The 18,794-nt window shown below is 50.1% G+C and carries 28 protein-coding genes and 1 pseudogene; 2 read left to right on the forward strand and 27 right to left on the reverse strand.

The window, feature by feature from the left end; genetic code table 11:
- Nucleotides 1–2: 2 nt before the first annotated feature.
- The 25 genes from rpsK to rpsJ form a co-directional block, all read right to left on the reverse strand.
- A complete protein-coding gene (gene rpsK / locus Q4526_RS04250) occupies nucleotides 3–395 on the reverse strand; it encodes a 30S ribosomal protein S11 (protein ID WP_215975657.1) in 393 nt (130 codons plus the stop codon).
- 55 nt (nucleotides 396–450) lie between these two features.
- A complete protein-coding gene (gene rpsM / locus Q4526_RS04255) occupies nucleotides 451–807 on the reverse strand; it encodes a 30S ribosomal protein S13 (protein WP_215975658.1) in 357 nt (118 codons plus the stop codon).
- A gap of 261 nt (nucleotides 808–1,068) precedes the next feature.
- Complete coding sequence (rpmJ, locus tag Q4526_RS04260) at nucleotides 1,069–1,185, reverse strand: 50S ribosomal protein L36 (RefSeq protein ID WP_215975659.1); 117 nt, start codon at nucleotides 1,183–1,185, stop codon at nucleotides 1,069–1,071.
- 22 nt (nucleotides 1,186–1,207) lie between these two features.
- On the reverse strand, nucleotides 1,208–2,545 hold the full coding sequence (gene secY, locus Q4526_RS04265; protein WP_215975660.1) for a preprotein translocase subunit SecY: 1,338 nt from the start codon (nucleotides 2,543–2,545) through the stop codon (nucleotides 1,208–1,210).
- Between the two features lie 9 nt (nucleotides 2,546–2,554).
- Nucleotides 2,555–2,989 (reverse strand): 50S ribosomal protein L15, encoded by a 435-nt coding sequence (gene rplO / locus Q4526_RS04270; protein ID WP_215975661.1) that lies wholly within the window; start codon nucleotides 2,987–2,989, stop codon nucleotides 2,555–2,557.
- A gap of 1 nt (nucleotide 2,990) precedes the next feature.
- Nucleotides 2,991–3,176 carry a 50S ribosomal protein L30 gene (gene rpmD, locus Q4526_RS04275; protein ID WP_215975662.1) on the reverse strand — a complete coding sequence of 62 codons (186 nt, stop codon included), beginning with the start codon at nucleotides 3,174–3,176 and terminating at the stop codon, nucleotides 2,991–2,993.
- Nucleotides 3,177–3,214: 38 nt separating this feature from the next.
- Nucleotides 3,215–3,724, reverse strand: a complete 510-nt coding sequence (rpsE, locus tag Q4526_RS04280) for a 30S ribosomal protein S5 (RefSeq protein WP_215975663.1) — start codon at nucleotides 3,722–3,724, stop codon at nucleotides 3,215–3,217.
- 10 nt (nucleotides 3,725–3,734) lie between these two features.
- On the reverse strand, nucleotides 3,735–4,085 hold the full coding sequence (gene rplR, locus Q4526_RS04285) for a 50S ribosomal protein L18 (RefSeq protein WP_215975664.1): 351 nt from the start codon (nucleotides 4,083–4,085) through the stop codon (nucleotides 3,735–3,737).
- 10 nt (nucleotides 4,086–4,095) lie between these two features.
- Nucleotides 4,096–4,635 (reverse strand): 50S ribosomal protein L6, encoded by a 540-nt coding sequence (gene rplF, locus Q4526_RS04290; RefSeq protein ID WP_215975665.1) that lies wholly within the window; start codon nucleotides 4,633–4,635, stop codon nucleotides 4,096–4,098.
- Between the two features lie 11 nt (nucleotides 4,636–4,646).
- A complete protein-coding gene (rpsH, locus tag Q4526_RS04295; protein ID WP_215975666.1) occupies nucleotides 4,647–5,039 on the reverse strand; it encodes a 30S ribosomal protein S8 in 393 nt (130 codons plus the stop codon).
- A gap of 30 nt (nucleotides 5,040–5,069) precedes the next feature.
- Nucleotides 5,070–5,375 (reverse strand): 30S ribosomal protein S14, encoded by a 306-nt coding sequence (gene rpsN, locus Q4526_RS04300; protein ID WP_215975667.1) that lies wholly within the window; start codon nucleotides 5,373–5,375, stop codon nucleotides 5,070–5,072.
- 10 nt (nucleotides 5,376–5,385) lie between these two features.
- On the reverse strand, nucleotides 5,386–5,925 hold the full coding sequence (gene rplE, locus Q4526_RS04305) for a 50S ribosomal protein L5 (protein WP_215975668.1): 540 nt from the start codon (nucleotides 5,923–5,925) through the stop codon (nucleotides 5,386–5,388).
- A 5-nt stretch (nucleotides 5,926–5,930) separates the two neighbouring features.
- On the reverse strand, nucleotides 5,931–6,245 hold the full coding sequence (gene rplX / locus Q4526_RS04310; RefSeq protein WP_215975669.1) for a 50S ribosomal protein L24: 315 nt from the start codon (nucleotides 6,243–6,245) through the stop codon (nucleotides 5,931–5,933).
- Between the two features lie 29 nt (nucleotides 6,246–6,274).
- Nucleotides 6,275–6,643: a 50S ribosomal protein L14 gene (gene rplN / locus Q4526_RS04315; protein ID WP_215975670.1), complete on the reverse strand. Its 369-nt coding sequence runs from the start codon at nucleotides 6,641–6,643 to the stop codon at nucleotides 6,275–6,277.
- Nucleotides 6,644–6,681: 38 nt separating this feature from the next.
- Entirely contained in the window at nucleotides 6,682–6,948 is a 267-nt protein-coding gene (gene rpsQ, locus Q4526_RS04320) for a 30S ribosomal protein S17 (RefSeq protein ID WP_215975671.1), read from the reverse strand.
- Between the two features lie 2 nt (nucleotides 6,949–6,950).
- Nucleotides 6,951–7,142, reverse strand: a complete 192-nt coding sequence (rpmC, locus tag Q4526_RS04325) for a 50S ribosomal protein L29 (RefSeq protein ID WP_215975672.1) — start codon at nucleotides 7,140–7,142, stop codon at nucleotides 6,951–6,953.
- Nucleotides 7,142–7,555 (reverse strand): 50S ribosomal protein L16, encoded by a 414-nt coding sequence (gene rplP, locus Q4526_RS04330; protein ID WP_215975673.1) that lies wholly within the window; start codon nucleotides 7,553–7,555, stop codon nucleotides 7,142–7,144. Before rplP ends, rpmC begins: the two co-directional genes overlap by 1 nt.
- A gap of 12 nt (nucleotides 7,556–7,567) precedes the next feature.
- The gene (gene rpsC / locus Q4526_RS04335) at nucleotides 7,568–8,245 is read right to left on the reverse strand and encodes a 30S ribosomal protein S3 (protein ID WP_215975674.1); all 678 of its coding nucleotides are present in this window, start codon (nucleotides 8,243–8,245) and stop codon (nucleotides 7,568–7,570) included.
- Nucleotides 8,246–8,258: 13 nt separating this feature from the next.
- Nucleotides 8,259–8,591, reverse strand: coding sequence for a 50S ribosomal protein L22 (gene rplV, locus Q4526_RS04340; protein ID WP_215975675.1), 333 nt, complete (start codon nucleotides 8,589–8,591; stop codon nucleotides 8,259–8,261).
- Nucleotides 8,592–8,617: 26 nt separating this feature from the next.
- On the reverse strand, nucleotides 8,618–8,896 hold the full coding sequence (gene rpsS, locus Q4526_RS04345; RefSeq protein ID WP_215975676.1) for a 30S ribosomal protein S19: 279 nt from the start codon (nucleotides 8,894–8,896) through the stop codon (nucleotides 8,618–8,620).
- 33 nt (nucleotides 8,897–8,929) lie between these two features.
- Entirely contained in the window at nucleotides 8,930–9,757 is an 828-nt protein-coding gene (rplB, locus tag Q4526_RS04350) for a 50S ribosomal protein L2 (RefSeq protein WP_215975677.1), read from the reverse strand.
- 13 nt (nucleotides 9,758–9,770) lie between these two features.
- Nucleotides 9,771–10,067 carry a 50S ribosomal protein L23 gene (rplW, locus tag Q4526_RS04355; RefSeq protein WP_215975678.1) on the reverse strand — a complete coding sequence of 99 codons (297 nt, stop codon included), beginning with the start codon at nucleotides 10,065–10,067 and terminating at the stop codon, nucleotides 9,771–9,773.
- Nucleotides 10,064–10,678 (reverse strand): 50S ribosomal protein L4, encoded by a 615-nt coding sequence (gene rplD / locus Q4526_RS04360; RefSeq protein WP_215975679.1) that lies wholly within the window; start codon nucleotides 10,676–10,678, stop codon nucleotides 10,064–10,066. The genes rplW and rplD overlap by 4 nt, the downstream gene beginning before the upstream one ends.
- 20 nt (nucleotides 10,679–10,698) lie before the next feature.
- Nucleotides 10,699–11,343 (reverse strand): 50S ribosomal protein L3, encoded by a 645-nt coding sequence (gene rplC, locus Q4526_RS04365; protein WP_215975680.1) that lies wholly within the window; start codon nucleotides 11,341–11,343, stop codon nucleotides 10,699–10,701.
- A gap of 109 nt (nucleotides 11,344–11,452) precedes the next feature.
- Nucleotides 11,453–11,764: a 30S ribosomal protein S10 gene (gene rpsJ / locus Q4526_RS04370; RefSeq protein ID WP_215975681.1), complete on the reverse strand. Its 312-nt coding sequence runs from the start codon at nucleotides 11,762–11,764 to the stop codon at nucleotides 11,453–11,455.
- 849 nt (nucleotides 11,765–12,613) lie between these two features.
- Between rpsJ and Q4526_RS04375 the strand changes: the two genes are divergently transcribed.
- Nucleotides 12,614–13,387, forward strand: coding sequence for a FadR/GntR family transcriptional regulator (locus tag Q4526_RS04375; RefSeq protein WP_215975682.1), 774 nt, complete (start codon nucleotides 12,614–12,616; stop codon nucleotides 13,385–13,387).
- A gap of 30 nt (nucleotides 13,388–13,417) precedes the next feature.
- Nucleotides 13,418–14,191 (forward strand): annotated as a pseudogene (locus tag Q4526_RS04380) (gluconate 5-dehydrogenase).
- Between the two features lie 49 nt (nucleotides 14,192–14,240).
- Here the strand turns inward: Q4526_RS04380 and Q4526_RS04385 are convergent.
- Together Q4526_RS04385 and Q4526_RS04390 are read right to left on the reverse strand one after the other, a co-directional pair.
- Nucleotides 14,241–15,092 carry a transporter substrate-binding domain-containing protein gene (locus Q4526_RS04385; RefSeq protein ID WP_215975683.1) on the reverse strand — a complete coding sequence of 284 codons (852 nt, stop codon included), beginning with the start codon at nucleotides 15,090–15,092 and terminating at the stop codon, nucleotides 14,241–14,243.
- 215 nt (nucleotides 15,093–15,307) lie between these two features.
- Nucleotides 15,308–18,793 (reverse strand): ATP-binding protein, encoded by a 3,486-nt coding sequence (locus Q4526_RS04390; protein WP_215975684.1) that lies wholly within the window; start codon nucleotides 18,791–18,793, stop codon nucleotides 15,308–15,310.
- Nucleotide 18,794 lies beyond the last annotated feature (1 nt).

Raw genomic sequence — 18,794 nt, forward strand, 5'->3', positions numbered from 1 at the left:
CCTTACACTCGACGTTTCTTCGGCGGACGACATCCATTGTGCGGAATAGGCGTCACGTCAGTGATGTTGGTTATCTTGTAACCAGCGTTGTTCAGAGCACGTACAGCCGACTCACGGCCTGGCCCTGGACCTTTAACCTCAACGTCAAGGTTCTTTAAGCCGTATTCTTTAGCGGCTTCACCGGCACGCTCTGCAGCAACCTGGGCTGCGAACGGGGTGCTTTTACGCGAACCGCGGAAGCCGGAGCCACCTGCAGTCGCCCAGCTCAGGGTATTGCCCTGGCGGTCGGAGATCGTAACGATCGTGTTGTTGAAAGAGGCGTGGATGTGTGCAACACCATCAGCAACCTGCTTTCTAACTTTTTTCTTTGTAGACTTATTACCTGGCTTGGCCATAGCAATCTCTTCCTAACTGTTGTTACCGTACTTTTGAATGTAAGCGTTCAGTCAATTATTTTCTAATTGGCTTACGCGGACCTTTGCGGGTACGAGCGTTAGTCTTAGTACGCTGACCACGGAGCGGCAGACTACGACGGTGGCGCAAACCACGGTAGCATCCCAAATCCATCAGGCGTTTAATGTTCATAGACACAACACGACGCAGGTCACCCTCTACGGTGAACTTGCCTACTTCGTTACGGATCTGATCAACCTGTTCTTCAGACAAAGAACCGATTTTCACATCTTCCGCAATGCCAGTCGCAGCGCAAATCTGCTTGGCAGTAGTACGGCCTACCCCGAAAATATAAGTCAGGGATATAACCGCGTGTTTGTGGTCTGGTATGTTGACACCAGCAATACGGGCCATTCAAATTACTCCAGTAACTTTAAAATTGCAGCGTTGACGTGGATTTACCCCACCCCGTAACGCACATGGTAAAAAGGCGCGCAAGGATAGCGATAAAAACACAAAAAAGCAATAGCCTGATGATTTCTCATCAGACGACAGTCAACGCCCCCAGTGTGCAAGCCAGCTGAAAAGGCTTATTTCAGTACTCAGCTGGCAGAAAAGGTGGCATGAAATGCCACCTTTTCTGGCCGATGAGCGGCGAGCCGCCCCTCGTCTTGCTTAGCCTTGACGCTGCTTGTGGCGCGGCTCAGTGTTGCAGATAACTCGCAGAACACCGTTGCGACGTACCATTTTACAGTTGCGGCAAATCTTTTTAACAGAAGCACGAACTTTCATGATCCTACCCTTTCAACAGAGGTTAGCGAGCGTTTCCGCTGCCATACCCCTTCAAGTTTGACTTCTTCATCAGTGATTCATACTGATGCGACATCAAGTGAGCCTGTACCTGGGACATAAAGTCCATTACCACCACCACTACGATGAGTAGCGAGGTACCACCTAAGTAGAATGGCACATTAAAGGCCACTACCAGGAACTGCGGCATCAGACAAACTACCGACATATAGATAGCGCCAATTACCGTCAAACGGGTCAAAACACTATCGATATATTTGGCTGACTGCTCACCGGGACGAATCCCCGGAATATAAGCACCTGATTTTTTCAGGTTATCGGCAACTTCTTTCGGGTTGAACATCAACGCCGTGTAGAAGAAACAGAAAAAAGCAATCATACCTGTAAACAAAATGATGTTCAGAGGCTGACCGGGGCCAATTGCAAGAGCAAAGTCTTGCAAAAAGTTAGCAACCGGACCTTCGCCACCTTCACCGAACCACTGCGCAATAGACGCGGGGAACAATAAAATCGAGCTGGCAAAAATTGCTGGAATCACACCGGCCATATTAATCTTAAGAGGCAGGTGGCTAGTTTGTGCAGCATAGGCCTGAGCCCCTTGCTGACGCTTCGCGTAATTCACAGTAATTCGACGCTGACCACGCTCAATTCGAACAATTGCCCAAATCACGGCCATAGCAACAACGGTGATGATTAACAACATAAGTACGTGTAAATCACCTTGGCGTGCGCTTTCAATCGCAGAACCAATCGCTGTAGGGAAGCCCGCCACAATACCGGCGAAGATCAGCATGGAGATACCATTACCAATACCGCGCTCAGTGACTTGCTCACCCAGCCACATCATAAATACCGCACCGGTGACCAGTGACACAACCGCAATAAAGTAAAATGCGATGGTTGGCTCACCACCATAGGCAAAACCGGAGAAGCTAACAGCCATAGCCATTGCCTGCACGGTTGCCAGTATAACGGTACCGTATCGAGTGTACTGGTTGATCTTACGACGACCAGCATCCCCTTCTTTTTTCAGTTGCTCCAGTGAAGGAGTCACCGCGGTCATCAACTGCATGATGATCGACGCTGAAATGTAGGGAAAGATACCCAGAGCGAGAATACTCATCCGCTCCAGAGCACCACCCGAGAACATATTGAACAATCCGAGGACCGTTCCCTGATTCTGATTAAACAGATCGGCGATTCGTTCGGGGTCTAGTCCCGGTACCGGAATGTGGGTACCGATCCGGTAAACCACGATCGCCAAAAACAGAAAACGAAGGCGAGCCCATAGCTCGCCCAGTCCTTTTTTATTCCCTAACGGCAGATTACCGGGAGTTGCCATTGGCACCTCTTACTCTTCGACTTTACCGCCCGCCGCTTCAATCGCAGCTTTGGCACCTTTAGTCACAGCCAAACCTTTCACTGTAACGGCTTTGGTCACTTCGCCAGAAGCAAAGATCTTGGCACGCTTGATGTGAGCACCGATAATATCGGCCTGCTTCAAGGTTTCCAGATCAACGGTTTCGCCTTCAACTTTGTTCAACTCGTTGAGACGAACCTCAGCAGTCACACGACCGATGCGAGAGCTAAAGCCATATTTTGGCAAGCGCTTCTGCAAAGGCATCTGACCACCCTCGAAACCTGGCTTAACAGTACCACCAGAACGAGACTTAAGACCTTTGTGACCACGACCAGCGGTTTTACCTACACCGCTACCGATACCACGGCCAACACGTTTCTTGCTATGAGTGCTGCCTGGAGCGGGACTTAGCGTATTAAGACGCATGTTACTCTCCCTCTACCTTAATCAGATAGTGTACTTTATTAATCATGCCACGAGTAGAAGGAGTGTCCTCTACTTCTACGGTGTGACCGATGCGACGCAGTCCCAAACCGGTAACGCAAGCCTGATGGTTCTTCAGACGGCCTGCGGTACTTCTGAGCTGAGTCACTTTAATCATTTTCTTAGCCATGCTTGTATACCGCTTTCCTAAGAATCGGCCAGGGCCGATTAATTCAGAATATCTTCTACGCTCTTACCGCGCTTGGCAGCAACAGACTCTGGAGAAGCCATATCTTTCAACGCGTTGTAAGTCGCGCGAACTACGTTTACCGGGTTGGTAGAACCATAGCACTTGGCTAGTACGTTCTGTACACCGGCAATTTCCAAGACGGCGCGCATTGCACCACCGGCAATAACACCGGTACCTGGAGACGCAGGTTGCATATACACTTTAGAGGCGCCGTGGCGACCTTTGGTGGCATATTGCAGTGTATCGCCGTTCAAATCAACGTTGATCATGTTGCGACGGGCGGCTTCCATTGCTTTTTGAATAGCAACAGGCACTTCACGTGCTTTGCCGCGGCCGAAACCTACTTTGCCATTACCGTCGCCTACAACGGTGAGGGCGGTGAAGGCAAAGATACGACCACCTTTAACAGTTTTGGCAACACGATTGACCTGTACCAGTTTTTCCTGGAAGCCTTCGTTATTACCATCATCTTTTTTAGTAAAAGCCATGTCTTTACCCTTAGAATTCCAGTCCAGCTTCACGCGCGGCATCAGCCAATGCCTTTACGCGACCGTGGTATTTGAAACCACTACGATCAAAGGCCACGTTAGTAATACCGGCGGCTTTGGCACGCTCGGCGATTAACTCGCCAACGGCCTTAGCGGCATCTGCATTACCAGTAGCGCCACTGCGCAGTGACTTGTCCAGTGTGGATGCGCTTGCTAAAACACTCGCACCATCCTGGGCAATAATTTGTGCATAAATATGACGTGGCGTGCGGTGAACGGCCAGACGAGTTTCGCCTAACTGACGGATCTTGGCACGGGCACGGCGTGCACGGCGAAGACGAGATTGCTTCTTATCGCTCATAACCTAGCCCTTACTTCTTCTTAGCTTCTTTACGACGTACTTGTTCGTCAGCAAAGCGTACACCTTTACCTTTATAAGGCTCTGGTGGACGAAGCGCGCGGATTTCCGCGGCTACCTGACCGAGCAACTGATTATCAGCGCTCTTAAGTACGATATCGGTCTGGCTTGGAGTTTCCGCTGTTACGCCCTCAGGGAGGGTATAGTCAACAGGGTTAGAGAAACCCAAAGACAGGTTTACAGATTTGCCCGATGCTTTTGCACGATAACCAACACCGACTAACTGCAGTTTCTTTTCGAAACCTACAGAAACGCCTTTAACCATGTTGTTTACCAGAGCACGCATTGTGCCTGCTAAAGCGATCGATTCCTGCTTGGCACCACCATCGCGAGCAGCGAATTGCAGAACGTTTTCTTCCTGCTTTATTTCAACTGCTTCGTGAACGGTCAGAGCCAACGTACCATTGCTGCCTTTTAAGCTAAGCTCTTGCCCATCAAGGGTGACCTTAACTGCAGCGGGTACTTCAACCGGACTGTTTGCAACTCGTGACATGATTCTTCCCGTTAGAATACTGTGCAGAGGACTTCACCACCAACGCCAGCGGCGCGGGCAGCACGATCAGTCATTACACCTTGACTAGTCGAAACGATGGCAACACCAAGGCCGTTGCGAACACTCGGCAACTCGGTTTTACCAGCGTAATTGCGCAAACCAGGACGACTCACGCGGTCGAGTTCCGCAATGACAGGTTTGCCTTCAAAATATTTCAGCTCAACGATCAGGTCTGGCTTAGCGCCTTCACTGACAGAATAACCGCTGATATAGCCTTCTTCCTGTAGCACTTTGGCCACGTTAATCTTCAGTTTAGAAGATGGAATAGCTACGTCAGTCTTACCAACTTGCAGCGCATTACGAATGCGGGTCAGCATATCTGCTAACGGATCTTGCATACTCATCTGAATCTGCTCCTATATATGGGCCAGAGCTTACCAGCTCGCCTTGACCAGGCCCGGGACATCGCCGCGCATCGCTGCTTCACGCAGCTTGTGACGGCAAAGACCAAACTTACGATAAACGCCGTGCGGACGACCAGTCACGCGACAGCGGTTACGACCACGAGATGGACTTGCATCACGAGGCAGTTGTTGCAGTTTGGTTTGTGCTTCCCATACTTGTTCTTCAGATGAAGCAGGGCTGGAAATAATCGCCTTTAATTCGGCGCGCTTAGCAGCGAACTTAGCAGCAGCTTTAGTTCGTTTCGCTTCGCGTGCGATCATAGATTTTTTAGCCATGTCTCTACCCTTAGCCTTTGAACGGGAAGTTGAACGCTTTCAACAAAGCGCGACCTTCTTCGTCATTGCGTGCACTTGTGGTGATACAAATATCCAAACCACGGATTTTATCGACTTTATCGTATTCGATTTCCGGGAAGATAATTTGCTCAGTCACACCCATCGAGAAGTTACCGCGACCGTCAAACTGCTTAGGGCTAATACCGCGGAAGTCACGAATACGAGGAATAGAGATCGAGATTAAACGATCCAGAAACTCGTACATGCGATCTTGACGCAGGGTTACTTTACAACCAATTGGCCAGTTATCACGGATTTTAAAACCTGCGATAGACTTGCGCGCCTTGGTTACAACAACCTTCTGACCGGCGATTTTCTCCAGGTCAGCTACAGCGTGCTCAAGCACTTTCTTGTCGCCCACAGCTTCACCAACACCCATGTTAATGGTGATCTTGGTGATGCGAGGAACTTCCATTACGTTCGCCAAACCCAAATCTTCTTTCAGTTTGGGAGCGATTTCTTTGCTATATATTTTTTTCAGCCTAGCCATGTCACTTACGCCCCTACGGCTTCGCCAGTGGATTTGAAGACGCGAACTTTCTTTTCGCCTTCAAGCTTGAAGCCCACACGATCAGCTTTTCCAGTAGCGGCATTAAAAATGGCCACATTGGAAACATTAATAGCGGCTTCTTTCTCAACAATACCACCAGCTACCCCTAACTGCGGGTTAGGCTTCTGGTGTTTTTTGACGAGATTGATACCGGATACGATCAGCTTTTCATCTGACAGTACGCGAACAACCTTGCCACGTTTGCCTTTGTCGCGACCGGCGATAACAATCACTTCGTCATCACGTTTAATTTTACGCATTTGTCTGCCCTCGAGTCTCCGCCAAGTGCTTAAAGCACTTCAGGTGCCAGAGAAATGATTTTCATAAATTTCTCGCCACGCAACTCACGAGTTACGGGTCCGAAAATACGCGTACCAACCGGAGCATCCTGGTTGTTCAGCAGCACCGCAGCGTTGTCGTCGAACTTGATCAATGAACCGTCCTGACGACGCACACCATGCTTGGTGCGCACAACAACCGCATTCATAACCTGGCCTTTCTTCACCTTACCGCGAGGAATTGCTTCCTTTACAGTAACTTTGATGATGTCGCCCACGGCTGCGTAACGACGGTGGGAGCCGCCAAGCACCTTGATGCACTGAACGCGGCGTGCGCCACTGTTATCAGCTACATCTAAGTAGGATTCTGTTTGAATCATCGTCCGTCTCCGAAACTAATCTATGTCGCACGAAATCGTTAGATTTCAGTTGCGCGCTCTTCAATTTTTACTAAAGCCCATGACTTGCTTTTCGATAGCGGACGTGACTCAGCAATTGTCACGGTATCGCCCATCTTGGACTCATTGTTTTCGTCATGTGCTTTTAGCTTAGATGACTTACTCACGTACTTGCCGTAAATCGGGTGCTTAACACGACGCTCGATCAATACTGAGATGGTTTTATCCATCTTGTCGCTGACAACTTTACCAGTCAGTGTACGAGCCAGTTTTTCAGTCTGAGCCATCGTTAATTACCTGCCTTTTGTCTAAGCGCCGTTTTGATGCGAGCAATATCTTTACGAGTTTGCGACAACAAGTGAGTCTGACTCAGCTGGCCAGTTGAAGCCTGCATACGCAACTTAAACTGTTCCTTAAGCTGGGAAAGCAACTCGCTGTTCAGCTCTTCAACGGATTTTTCCCGGAGTTCTGAAGCTTTCATCACATCACCGAACGTTTAACGAATGTTGTAGAAATTGGCAACTTTGCCGCAGCCAGCGCGAATGCTTCGCGAGCCAGCTCTTCGCTAACACCGTCCATTTCGTACAGGACTTTGCCAGGGCAAATTTGTGCCACCCAGTATTCGACGTTACCCTTACCTTTACCTTGACGTACTTCCAAAGGCTTTTCGGTAATTGGCTTGTCCGGGAATACTCGGATCCAAATTTTACCGCCACGTTTAATGTGACGAGTCATAGCACGACGGGCCGCTTCGATCTGACGTGCTGTAATACGACCGCGACCAGTCGCTTTTAATCCAAAGTCGCCAAAGCTAACTTTGGAGCCGCGATGGGCCAAACCGCGGTTGCGGCCTTTCTGTTGCTTGCGAAACTTCGTACGCTTCGGTTGCAGCATCTTGCGTACCCCTTACTTAGACTTTGAGCCTTTTTTCTTAGGTGCAGTTTCCGGCTCAACATCACCGATAACTTCGCCTTTGAAAATCCAAACTTTAACGCCAATAATCCCGTAGGTAGTTGACGCCTCTGCGGTGTTGTAGTCGATGTCTGCACGCAATGTGTGCAAAGGTACTCGACCTTCTCGATACCATTCGGTACGGGCAATCTCGGCACCACCAAGACGGCCACCAACCTGAATTTTGATACCTTCAGCACCTTGACGCATGGCATTTTGTACCGCGCGCTTCATGGCACGACGGAACATCACACGACGTTCTAGCTGCTGGGCAACACCCTGGGCGACCAAAGCCGCATCCAGATCAGGTTTGCGAATCTCTTCAATATTAATGTGAACAGGCACGCCCATCTTCTGGCTGATTTCAGCACGCAGACGATCAACATCTTCACCTTTCTTACCAATCACAATACCTGGACGGGCAGTGTGAATGGTGATGCGTGCGGTGTTAGCCGGACGCTCGATGTCAACACGGCTAACAGATGCGTTTGCCAGTTTGTCTTGGATGTACGAGCGCACTTCCAAGTCGTTGTTGAGCTTGTCTGCGTATTCATCGCTGCCAGCATACCAAGTAGAGGTATGGCTTTTGACAATACCCAGACGAATACCTGTCGGATGTACTTTCTGACCCATAACGCCTACTCTCTTACTGATCGGCTACTTTTACGGTGATATGACAAGTGCGCTTCAGAATGCGGTCAGCACGACCTTTAGCGCGAGGCATGATGCGTTTCATCGTCATGCCCTCATCCACAAAAATCGTGGACACTTTCAACTCATCAATATCAGCACCTTCATTGTGCTCTGCGTTTGCAATTGCAGACTCAAGCACTTTTTTCACTATCGCAGCGCCCTTTTTCGGACTAAAAGCCAGAATATCAAGGGCGTCTTCAACGCTTTTTCCACGAATTTGATCTGCAACCAAACGCGCTTTTTGCGCCGACAGACGAGCACCGCTTAATTTTGCTGCTACTTCCATCGTTAAACCTCGTTAGGCACTAGCGCTTAGCGCTTTTTAGCTTTCTTGTCTGCAATATGACCGCGATACGTGCGGGTCGCTGCAAACTCGCCCAGTTTGTGCCCAACCATCTCTTCGTTGATCAGGACTGGCACGTGTTGACGTCCGTTATGTACCGCCAGAGTCAAGCCAACCATCTCCGGAAGAATCATGGAGCGGCGAGACCAGGTTTTGATCGGACGACGATCGTTTGCTTCGATCGCTGCTTCGACCTTCTTAATCAGGTGAAGATCGATAAAAGGACCTTTCTTCAGTGAACGTGGCACTGTTGCTTCCTCTTTTGGTTGTTAGGTCGTCAATTAGCGCTTGTCGCGACGACGAACAATCATCTTATCGGTACGCTTGTTCTTGCGTGTCTTATAACCCTTAGTTGGAGTACCCCAAGGTGAAATTGGGTGACGGCCACCAGAGGTACGACCTTCACCACCACCATGCGGGTGATCAACCGGGTTCATAGCAACACCGCGAACAGTTGGGCGTACACCGCGCCAGCGCTTGGCACCTGCTTTACCCAGAGAGCGCAAGCTGTGCTCACTGTTGGATACTTCACCCAGAGTTGCACGACACTCAGACAGAACGCGACGAGTTTCACCGCTGCGCAGACGCAAAGTTGCGTAAGCACCGTCACGAGCCACTAAGTTGGCAGATGTACCTGCTGAACGCGCCAGCTGAGCACCTTTACCAGGCTTAAGCTCCACACAGTGAACAACACTACCCAAAGGCAGGTTGCGCAGTGGCAAGGTGTTGCCCGCTTTAATAGAAGCAGCATCACCAGATTCAATTTTATCGCCAGCTTTCAAACCTTTGGGAGCGATAATATAACGACGCTCACCATCGGCATAACAAACCAGTGCAATATATGCAGTGCGGTTTGGATCGTATTCGATACGCTCAACAGTCGCTGGAATTCCGTCTTTATTGCGACGGAAATCGATCAGTCGATAGTGCTGCTTGTGACCACCACCAACGTGACGAGTGGTGATACGACCAGCGTTATTACGACCGCCATTGCGAGATTGCTTCTCCAACAAAGGGGCATATGGCGCACCTTTGTGCAGATCCGGATTCACGACGCTTACTACAAAGCGGCGACCGGGCGAGGTTGGTTTACGTTTTACAATAGCCATTGCAACAATCCCCTTACTCAGCTACCGCAAAGTCGATGTCTTGACCTTGCTCAAGGCGCACGTAAGCTTTTTTCCAGTCACTGCGCTTGCCGAGACCGTAGCGTGTACGCTTGGTTTTGCCTTTAACATTCAGGATGCGGACTTGCTCAACTTTTGCATCAAACAAAGCTTGAACAGCAGCCTTCACTTCCAGCTTGGTGGCATCAGCGGCAACTTTAAATACCACTTGATTACCCATTTCGCCCACGATTGCGGCTTTTTCAGAAACCACTGGGCCTAACAAGACTTTATAAATTCGCTCTTGATTCATCCCAGGATCTCCTCGAATTTCTTCATCGCAGACACAGTCACTACAACTTTGTCAAAGCGAATCAGGCTTACCGGATCGATGCCTGCAACGTCACGCACATCAACTTTATGCAAGTTGCGTGAAGACAGATACAGAGCCTCGCTTACTTCCTCGGTAATCACCAAGGCTTCAGACAAACCGTACTGACCCAGCTTTTGTACCAGAGCTTTAGTTTTTGGAGCTTCAATATCGAACTCCTCAACCACCACCAGACGCTCCTGACGGTACAACTCAGACAGAATGCAACGCAATGCTGCACGGTACATTTTCTTGTTCAGCTTTTGCTCGAAGCTACGTGGCTTAGCAGCGAAAGTAGTACCACCTGCACGCCAAATAGGGCTTCGAATAGTACCAGCACGAGCGCGGCCAGTACCTTTTTGGCGCCATGGCTTCTTACCGCCACCAGACACCTCTGAACGTGATTTTTGCGCCTTAGTACCCTGACGACTACCCGCCATATAAGCGACGACCGCTTGATGCACTAAGTCTTGATTAAACTCTTTACCGAAGGCCACCTCGGATACTTTCAAGGTACCGTTGGAGCCGCCGGGAGTAACAATATTTAATTCCATGGTCGATTCCCCTCGGACAATTAGGCGTTGTTGCGCGCTTTAACTGCTGGACGCACGATCACGTCACCACCCGGAGCACCGGGGATGGCACCTTTGACCAACAGCAGATTACGTTCGGCATCAACGCGAACCACTTCCAGGTTCTGAACGGTTACACGCTCAGCACCCATGTGGCCAGCCATTTTCTTGCCCTTGAAGACGCGGCCCGGAGTCTGACATTGACCAATAGAACCGGGAGCACGGTGAGACAACGAGTTACCATGGGTAGCATCTTGCATGCTAAAGTTCCAGCGCTTAACACCGCCCTGAAAACCTTTACCCTTGGATTGGCCGGTGACGTCAACTATCTGACCTGCTTCAAAAGCAGCCACAGTTAGCTCACTACCAGCATCGAAACTTTCTTGAGAGTTGTTACGCAACTCCCACAAACCACGACCAGCCTCATTGTTAGACTTGGCGAAGTGACCTGCAGCAGATTTGGTAACACGGGAGGCACGACGAGACCCTACGGTAACTTGCACAGCATCGTAACCGTCGGTTTCTGCATTCTTAACCTGAGTGACGCGATTGGGAGAAACCTCAATCACAGACACGGGAATGGAAACACCATCATCGGTAAATATACGAGTCATGCCGCTCTTGCGGCCGACAATACCAATCGTCATTTTACTAACCTCTATAGTGTACGGGGCTCTTACCCGCTATGGCCGCCCATTTCAGAGCGTTACACAAAGCCGAATAAATTGTTTTATTCGACCATACATTTACAAGTTTTTAGCCGAGACTAATCTGAACCTCAACGCCTGCAGCCAAATCTAGCTTCATCAGGGCATCTACAGTTTTTTCAGTAGGCTCAACAATATCGAGCAAACGCTTGTGTGTACGAATCTCGTACTGATCGCGCGCATCTTTGTTTACGTGCGGAGAGACCAATACAGTGAAGCGCTCCTTACGGGTCGGCAACGGAATAGGGCCGCGCACTTGGGCGCCTGTGCGTTTAGCGGTCTCAACGATCTCCTGGGTAGAAGAATCGATAAGCTTGTGATCAAAAGCCTTCAGGCGAATCCGAATGCGTTGATTCTGCATGTGAACCAAACTCCAATAATTACTTTAAAGAACAATCCATTTCGGCAAGACCACCGGGGCCCGTGCAAAATGGAGGCGCAATATTAATGACCAGTTGACTATGTGTCAACCAATATCTGGAAAAAAGTGATAATTTTTTAACCAGTAGCGCAGTAGCTTGTTATAAGCTGCCAGCCACCCTTCGCAGGGCCGGCCATTCTACAGCCCAGCCTCTTAAAAGCAAGCGATTTTCCGGATGGTACGCAATATTGCGCCCCCCCCCCTTTTTTGCCACACCTTACCCAGAGCACATCCATAACAAAAGGCCACACCTCAATGATCACTTAACCCGCTAGCAACCCCACACCCACCTCTAGGCGTTTACCTATATATAGAAGCACGAACAGTTGCCACCTCATAAACATGACGCACACCAACGCGAGCTGCTGCAAACGCGACCACCAACCAAACCTCAGCGACGCCTCCTATCCTCACCAATCCCTCCAAAAAAACAACCAACACAACCAAACACAAACTCCAACCTCTTTATGGTATCGGCGAGTCGCACTATGGCAGCCCCTCGGTGAAATACCTCATAAACACAGCGCCACCTATTTCAACCACAACACCAATTTTTATTGGCTCGCCGCCACCCCCTTATCGCTATTTACATACACCCCTTCTTTATTACCACTCTTAGCTGAGTGACGAGGCACCGGCCGCTTTCTGTGCTACCGTCATACCGCAAGCACCTGAACTGGTAAGTCCATCACCATATTTGGCCTTACCAAAATAACAGTATTGGCTTGAGCAACTCCCCCTCTATTGGTAAGATCCCGAGGACAATCACCGTTTCCGGCCTACTTGCTTATGATCCCAACGCTAAAACCCGAGCACTTTTCCGGCGGGCGCCTCTATCAACGTGTCGCCCAACAGCTTGCCGCGACTATTGCCCAGGGCGAGTACACGGCCGGCACACGACTACCGGCGGAACGAAAACTAGCCGAACGCTTTGAGGTCAGTCGACCCACGATTCGCGAAGCCATTATTGCCCTTGAGCTGGCAGGGTTAGTTGAAGTTCGGGGCGGCTCTGGAGTTTATGTGCGCCACAGCGACCCACTGGAACTGGGCGGCACTCCGCCCCAGTTAAGTCCCTTTGACATTCTCGAAGCCAGAATTGTGTTTGAAGGTGAAGCCGCGGCACTGGCGGCTAAAAACATCACCGAACAGGAGCTGGCCGAGGTACGCCAAGCGCTCCACACCATTGTCGACAACCATCAAGAGGCGACTTTTTCAGAAACTGCCGATGCGGATTTTCACCGGGTCATCGCACGAGCCACCAAAAATGCGGCTATTGTATCGGTGTGCCGACATCTTTGGTCGTTGCGCGATAGCGCACCGGTATCAACCTCGGTAGCGCAGCGAGTTTACCAAGCCGGCGGAGAAGCTCGCATTGATGAACACAAAGCCATTCTTATAGCACTAGAACAACGCAACCCTGAGGCTGCCCGCGCCGCGATGCGCGAACACCTGCGCCGCGTTATTCGGCAATTGCTGGACGCCATCGAAGCCGATGCCGTGGCGGAGGCCCGGCGTGCTATTGCGCTTAATCGCGAGCGCTTTAACCTTGCCAACGAACATTAATGGAGCCTGACAGCGTCCAGAGGTTTGATTATACCTACCGACTTATTTTCACTACAGGGTAAGATCGCCCTCGTAACCGGAGCAACCCACGGACTGGGAGGAGCCATGGCGATGGGACTGGGGCGAGCAGGCGCCACAGTGGTCGTAAACGGTCATTCATCCAGCGAGAAGTAGAGGCCGCCGTCGAGCAATACCGCGCGGCAGGAATAACCGCCCATGGTTACCGCTTGGATGTCACCGATGAAACGCAGGTGAATAATGCGGTGGGCGCCATTGAACGCGAGATCGGGCCGAATGATATTCTAGTCAACAACACCGCTATTAGAAATGGCGCTCGATGACTGGGAATGTGTGATTAAAACCGACCTGGCCGGAGTCTTCACCATGACCAAACCCGTTGCCGCCAATATGGTGCAACGCGGCGGCGGTAAGATTATTAACATTTGCTCGATGATGAGCGAGCTTGGCCGCAGCTCTGTTGGTGCTTACGTCGCCGCCAAGGGCGGGCTCAAAATGTTAACTCGCACCATGGCCACTGAATGGGCCAAACACAATGTACAAGTCAACGGCATTGGCCCCGGTTATTTTGCCACAGCCCAAACCGAGGCCATTCGGGTCGACGGCCACCCAATGCACGAATTCATCCTCAATCGCACCCCGGCAGGCCGCTGGGGCGACCCGGATGACTTACAGGGTGCTGCAGTATTTTTGGCCTCGAAAGCATCAAATTTTGTCACCGGGCAAATCGTCTACCTCGACGGCGGCCTTCTAGCCACTATCGGCCGACCGGCAATCGAAACATAGAAGACAGAATATCCTTAAGCCGTAATGACCGTGGCTCTAGATCACTAACCTAAAGCAACGGCAGCAATCGGCTGGGATTTTCCAGCGCAATGACGGAGCAGTTGGCAAGTGTTTCTTGACTGATGGCATCGCGCCCAGTTTCGCCGATGCTGCCATCGGCATGCATGGCCTCTAAACCAATACGCAGGCGCTCAATCAGCTCGGGGTGGCGGTTCGACACCACCGGGAAGCTCGACAGCGGGTAGTAAATAAAAAGGTCAGGCACGACCACCAAGTCACGGGCCAACTTAGGGTGGGCAGCCAATATATCTGGCGTTTCATCCACACTCAGCGGTAGGTAATCGATCTTACCTTGAGCCAGCATTATCAGCAGATCACTTAGCTCAGGGGCTCCGATAATGGGCAGGTTATTGGCCTCGTAGACCCAAGTGTCAAACCAAGAACTGCCCTGACCTGCAGTGTAATGTGACAGGTGGGCTGCGCTCTTCACTTTACGGAACTCCGCCAAACGCTGCTTACTTACTATCAAGTTGCGATACCCTAATTTACCCCCGGCAATGGGCACCGGAATTAAGGTGATCTCCCCAGGAGGGAAGTCCATTAAAGAAGTGGGGGCAATTTGCATACGCTCGCCCTGGGCGAGCAATTGGCGCCAATGTTTTGAGATCGACGTTTCGCTGGAAACAATCAACTTAAAAGGGCCATAATCATCCGCGGTGCGCTGCAAGGCCTGACGAATAATATTTGCTTCGTGATCGGCGCGACCAGGAGCATTGGCACCGACCCAGAGTACATACTCCTGCACCTGAGCATCATCGGTCGCCATACCGGCACTCGCCAACAGACTTAACATTGCCAGCCCAGCGATCGCCACACGTATTAACTTGATTGGATTTATCATCGCTATCCCTGCCCCAATACAGACTTTGGCAGAGGCCGCTCCTATCATTCTCGACGCCGCCAAAAGCAGCCTATTGCGTAATATTAAAAGCAATTGGATCAAAAATCATAATTTTATGCAAAAATAGGTGAGATTGACCCAAGAGGCTGTCATTAAACGCCACTGCATGCCCCAGGTGGCCGAGATTTAAGAGCCACCATACCCCGAACTGCTCATTAACTGGATTGGGCTAAATAAGTACGCAAGTCGATCAACAGCCGTTGCTGAATATGGTTGAGTCTTTCGGCCAGTGACGCTAAGGTTTCTTGGGGCAAGCACTCTGCGCCCTGCTCTAACTGACGCGCTACTGCCACTAATGGCTCTGCACTTAAATTAGCAGCCACGCCTTTTATAGTATGCGCCTCGCGGCCAATAGAGGCTCGGTCAAGCTCAGTTACTGCAGTCATTAAACGCTCGACATTCTCATTCGATGACGCTACATACATCGAGATGATTTTGGTGAGTATTGCCTCGCTGTTCGACAACCTGGCCAAAGCCTCCGATTTATCCCACAAGTTTTGCACAGGCTCGCCAGCCACCAACTCATCCTGTACCGACCCTGCTGGCAGACCGCTATCATTTACAGGTTGCCATTTAACACGTTCAAGATACTGGTCCAGCTGATAAATAAGTGCCTCAACATTAATAGGCTTACTCAAGTATTCATTCATACCGGCATCTAAACAGCGCTGACGCTCTCCATCCATCGCGCCGGCAGTTAGCGCGACAATTGGAATAGAGGCGACCGTCTCGCCACAATCTCCATCGCGAATAGCGCGCGTCGCATCATAGCCGTTCATAATGGGCATCTGGCAATCCATAAATACAAGCGCAACTGCCCGATCTGCACCACTTTGTTTGAGAATTTTCAGTGCATCCTGACCATCTTTAGCGATCGCCACCAGCAGCCCCATCCCTTCCAATAAACCGCGCATAACTTCTTGGTTAATGGTGTGATCATCCACAACCAGAACAGTTTCAGGCTGGTAACGAATATCGGGGGTCTTTTCCCCCACCAAGGTTTTGCCCGAGGTGGAAAACAAACTGTGATGATTACGCCAATGCTGTAATACAGCGCACATATACTCATCAAACAAGGGGCGCGCCAAGCGCTCGGTATAAGCAGATAAAAGCGGATCATCCAATGGTTCGGTATTGCCGCACAACAGAAGTAACGGACGGTGATCAGGAGAAAGAGATTGGAAGAAATCCGAAAGCTTCTCTGCTGTTTCATCCAATGTGACACGATCCAACAACAGGGCCATATCAGAACAGTCTTGCGATGCCTTTTGGCTGAGTGACTCGGTAAACGTTGCCAGTGGTAATACCTCAGCACCGTTAGTTTGCAGCATTACTTTGACCGCCGCCGCCTCTACAGGATCTGACAACCCCAACAGCGCTTTCACCCCTCTAACTTCTTTCAAGGCCGAAACCTCTGCCTTCCCGACATCAAGCACCACTTGGAACCGGAAAACGCTGCCTTTATTAGGTTCACTGTCTAGCTCTATCGCCCCTCCTAGCAATTGACAAAGCCGCCAGCAAATAGACAAACCTAACCCCGTGCCCCCATAATTGCGCGCCCGGGAGGTATCCCCCTGCTCAAATGGATTAAATAGTTTATCTTGCACCTCTGGCGAAATGCCCATGCCGGTATCCTGCACGCTGCAGCGGACAAACACCCGCCCCCCTTGCTGCTCACTTGAAACCTCAACCCGAACGTAACCTTGCTGGGTAAATTTAACGGCATTGCTAATCAAATTATTTAAAATTTGTCGCAATCGGTTGGGGTCTGAATTAACCTGACGCTCGGTGAGATTGGACGTATCGCAAATCAAAATAAGCGATTTTTCATCACACGCCACAGAGAAGGTAGATAATACCGACTGCAACATGCGGCCCAAGTCAAAATCAATTTTTTCCAACTCTAACTTATTAGCTTCTATTTTGGAAAAGTCCAAAATGTCGTTCACCAATGTAGTGAGCGACTTGACACTATCTTCGGCCATAGTTAAGTATCGAGTCTGGGCTTGCGACAAACCATCGCGGCGCAGCAGGTTTAGCATGCCGTAAACACCATTAATAGGCGTGCGAATTTCATGGCTCATATTAGCCAAGAAAATTCCTTTTGATTCGTTTGAGTGTTTGGCCTGCGCTAGCGCCTCTTCCAATTGATCGGTACGTTGGGCAACCTTTTGCTCGAGCGAGTCATTGCTTTTTTGCAGTAAATGACGAGTCTGTATTTGCTCGCTTACATCTCGCGCCACCAAACATAGGGCCACCACGCGACCATTAAGATCGCGCACACCATCCACAGACAGTGCGCCATAAAAAATGTCTGCTGTTCCCTTTTTCAGCCTAACCTCATCAAGACTCTCAGCGTGCCCTACTCGAGCCAAAGCCAGCGCCTCGGCACAAAGCTCTTGATCCGCTTCTGCCACAAAATTTTCAATAAAATTTTGATCTAGTAATTTTTGAGCATCACATAAAAATAAACGCCCGACAGCCGAGTTGCACTCCTGTATTCGCCCCTCTGTACTCAACAAAAAAATGCTGTCTAATGTGCTGTTCACAATGGCTTTATAATGCACCTGCAAACCGGCGATTTGACGCTGACTCGATAGCGAACGTTGATAATAAAAAACAATCGCTATACCAACCATCAATAATATACTGGACGCCCCTACCAGTCGCAAAAACTTAAGCAGTGCGGCCTCTCTGACCGTCGCATCAGAGACAGGGTAGACTTGGTAAACGTATTGTGAATCACGGGTTTGATCCCACAAAATTCGCTGCGCAAGATACCAAACTGTATTGCCATTACCATCATAAGCTCGCGCAAATTCTCGCCACGTCAATTCCGGTAGATTTTGCTGAAAGTCCTCCTGCCAGCTGGCCACGGCATTGCGCTCAAAGGCGAAAGCTTTATTAGGATTAGGGTGAAGCAGGTAATGCCCCTCATGATTCATCAGATAACTATCAGCACCATCGGCGACGGAGTCAATTAAGTCAAAAACATACTGAGCATCATAATTAATGATGATTGCACCGAATGCGTTGCCTTGCGTATCGTAAATTGTTTTAACGGTGCGAAATGTCGGAACCTCGGGGTATTGAATTTTGCCAAACTCTCGATTCAACTCCAGCGGCGTCACCCCCACCTCTTCAGAGGACAATGACGAAGCCAGTCTCATATAAGACCGGTCACCTTTTGCCTGCAAGCCTGCTTTAGCAACTATCACGACTCCGCCCATCCGGTGCTCAGCCCTTACCAGCTCTCTGCCATTGTCGGCAAAACCAATGTACCGCACCTGGGAGACACTGGGTTTGGCGTGCAAAAAAGCTTCGAAGATTGTGTTAAGCCGGCTTACCCAGGTGTCATACCGAGTACCATCATGAGGGTCAACCCCACCGGCCCCAGCGGCGCGCATCATGCCCTGAACTGGCGGCAATGCCGACACAAAATTCACTTCCGAACGTGCATCACTTAATGCTTTTTCAATAACCGCTACTTTTTCATTGACGTCAGTCTGTCCCTGAGCGAGAAAATGTTTGAGTGTTGACTGGTAAGAGTACTGATAGAGTGCCCCCACAATACCCACGTATACAAGAAAAACAGCAATAACACTGTAGATAAAGGTTCGATTGTGAGCTGTGGGCTGCATC

The sequence above is a fragment of the Gilvimarinus sp. 2_MG-2023 genome (assembly GCF_030547685.1).
Taxonomy (GTDB): domain Bacteria; phylum Pseudomonadota; class Gammaproteobacteria; order Pseudomonadales; family Cellvibrionaceae; genus Gilvimarinus.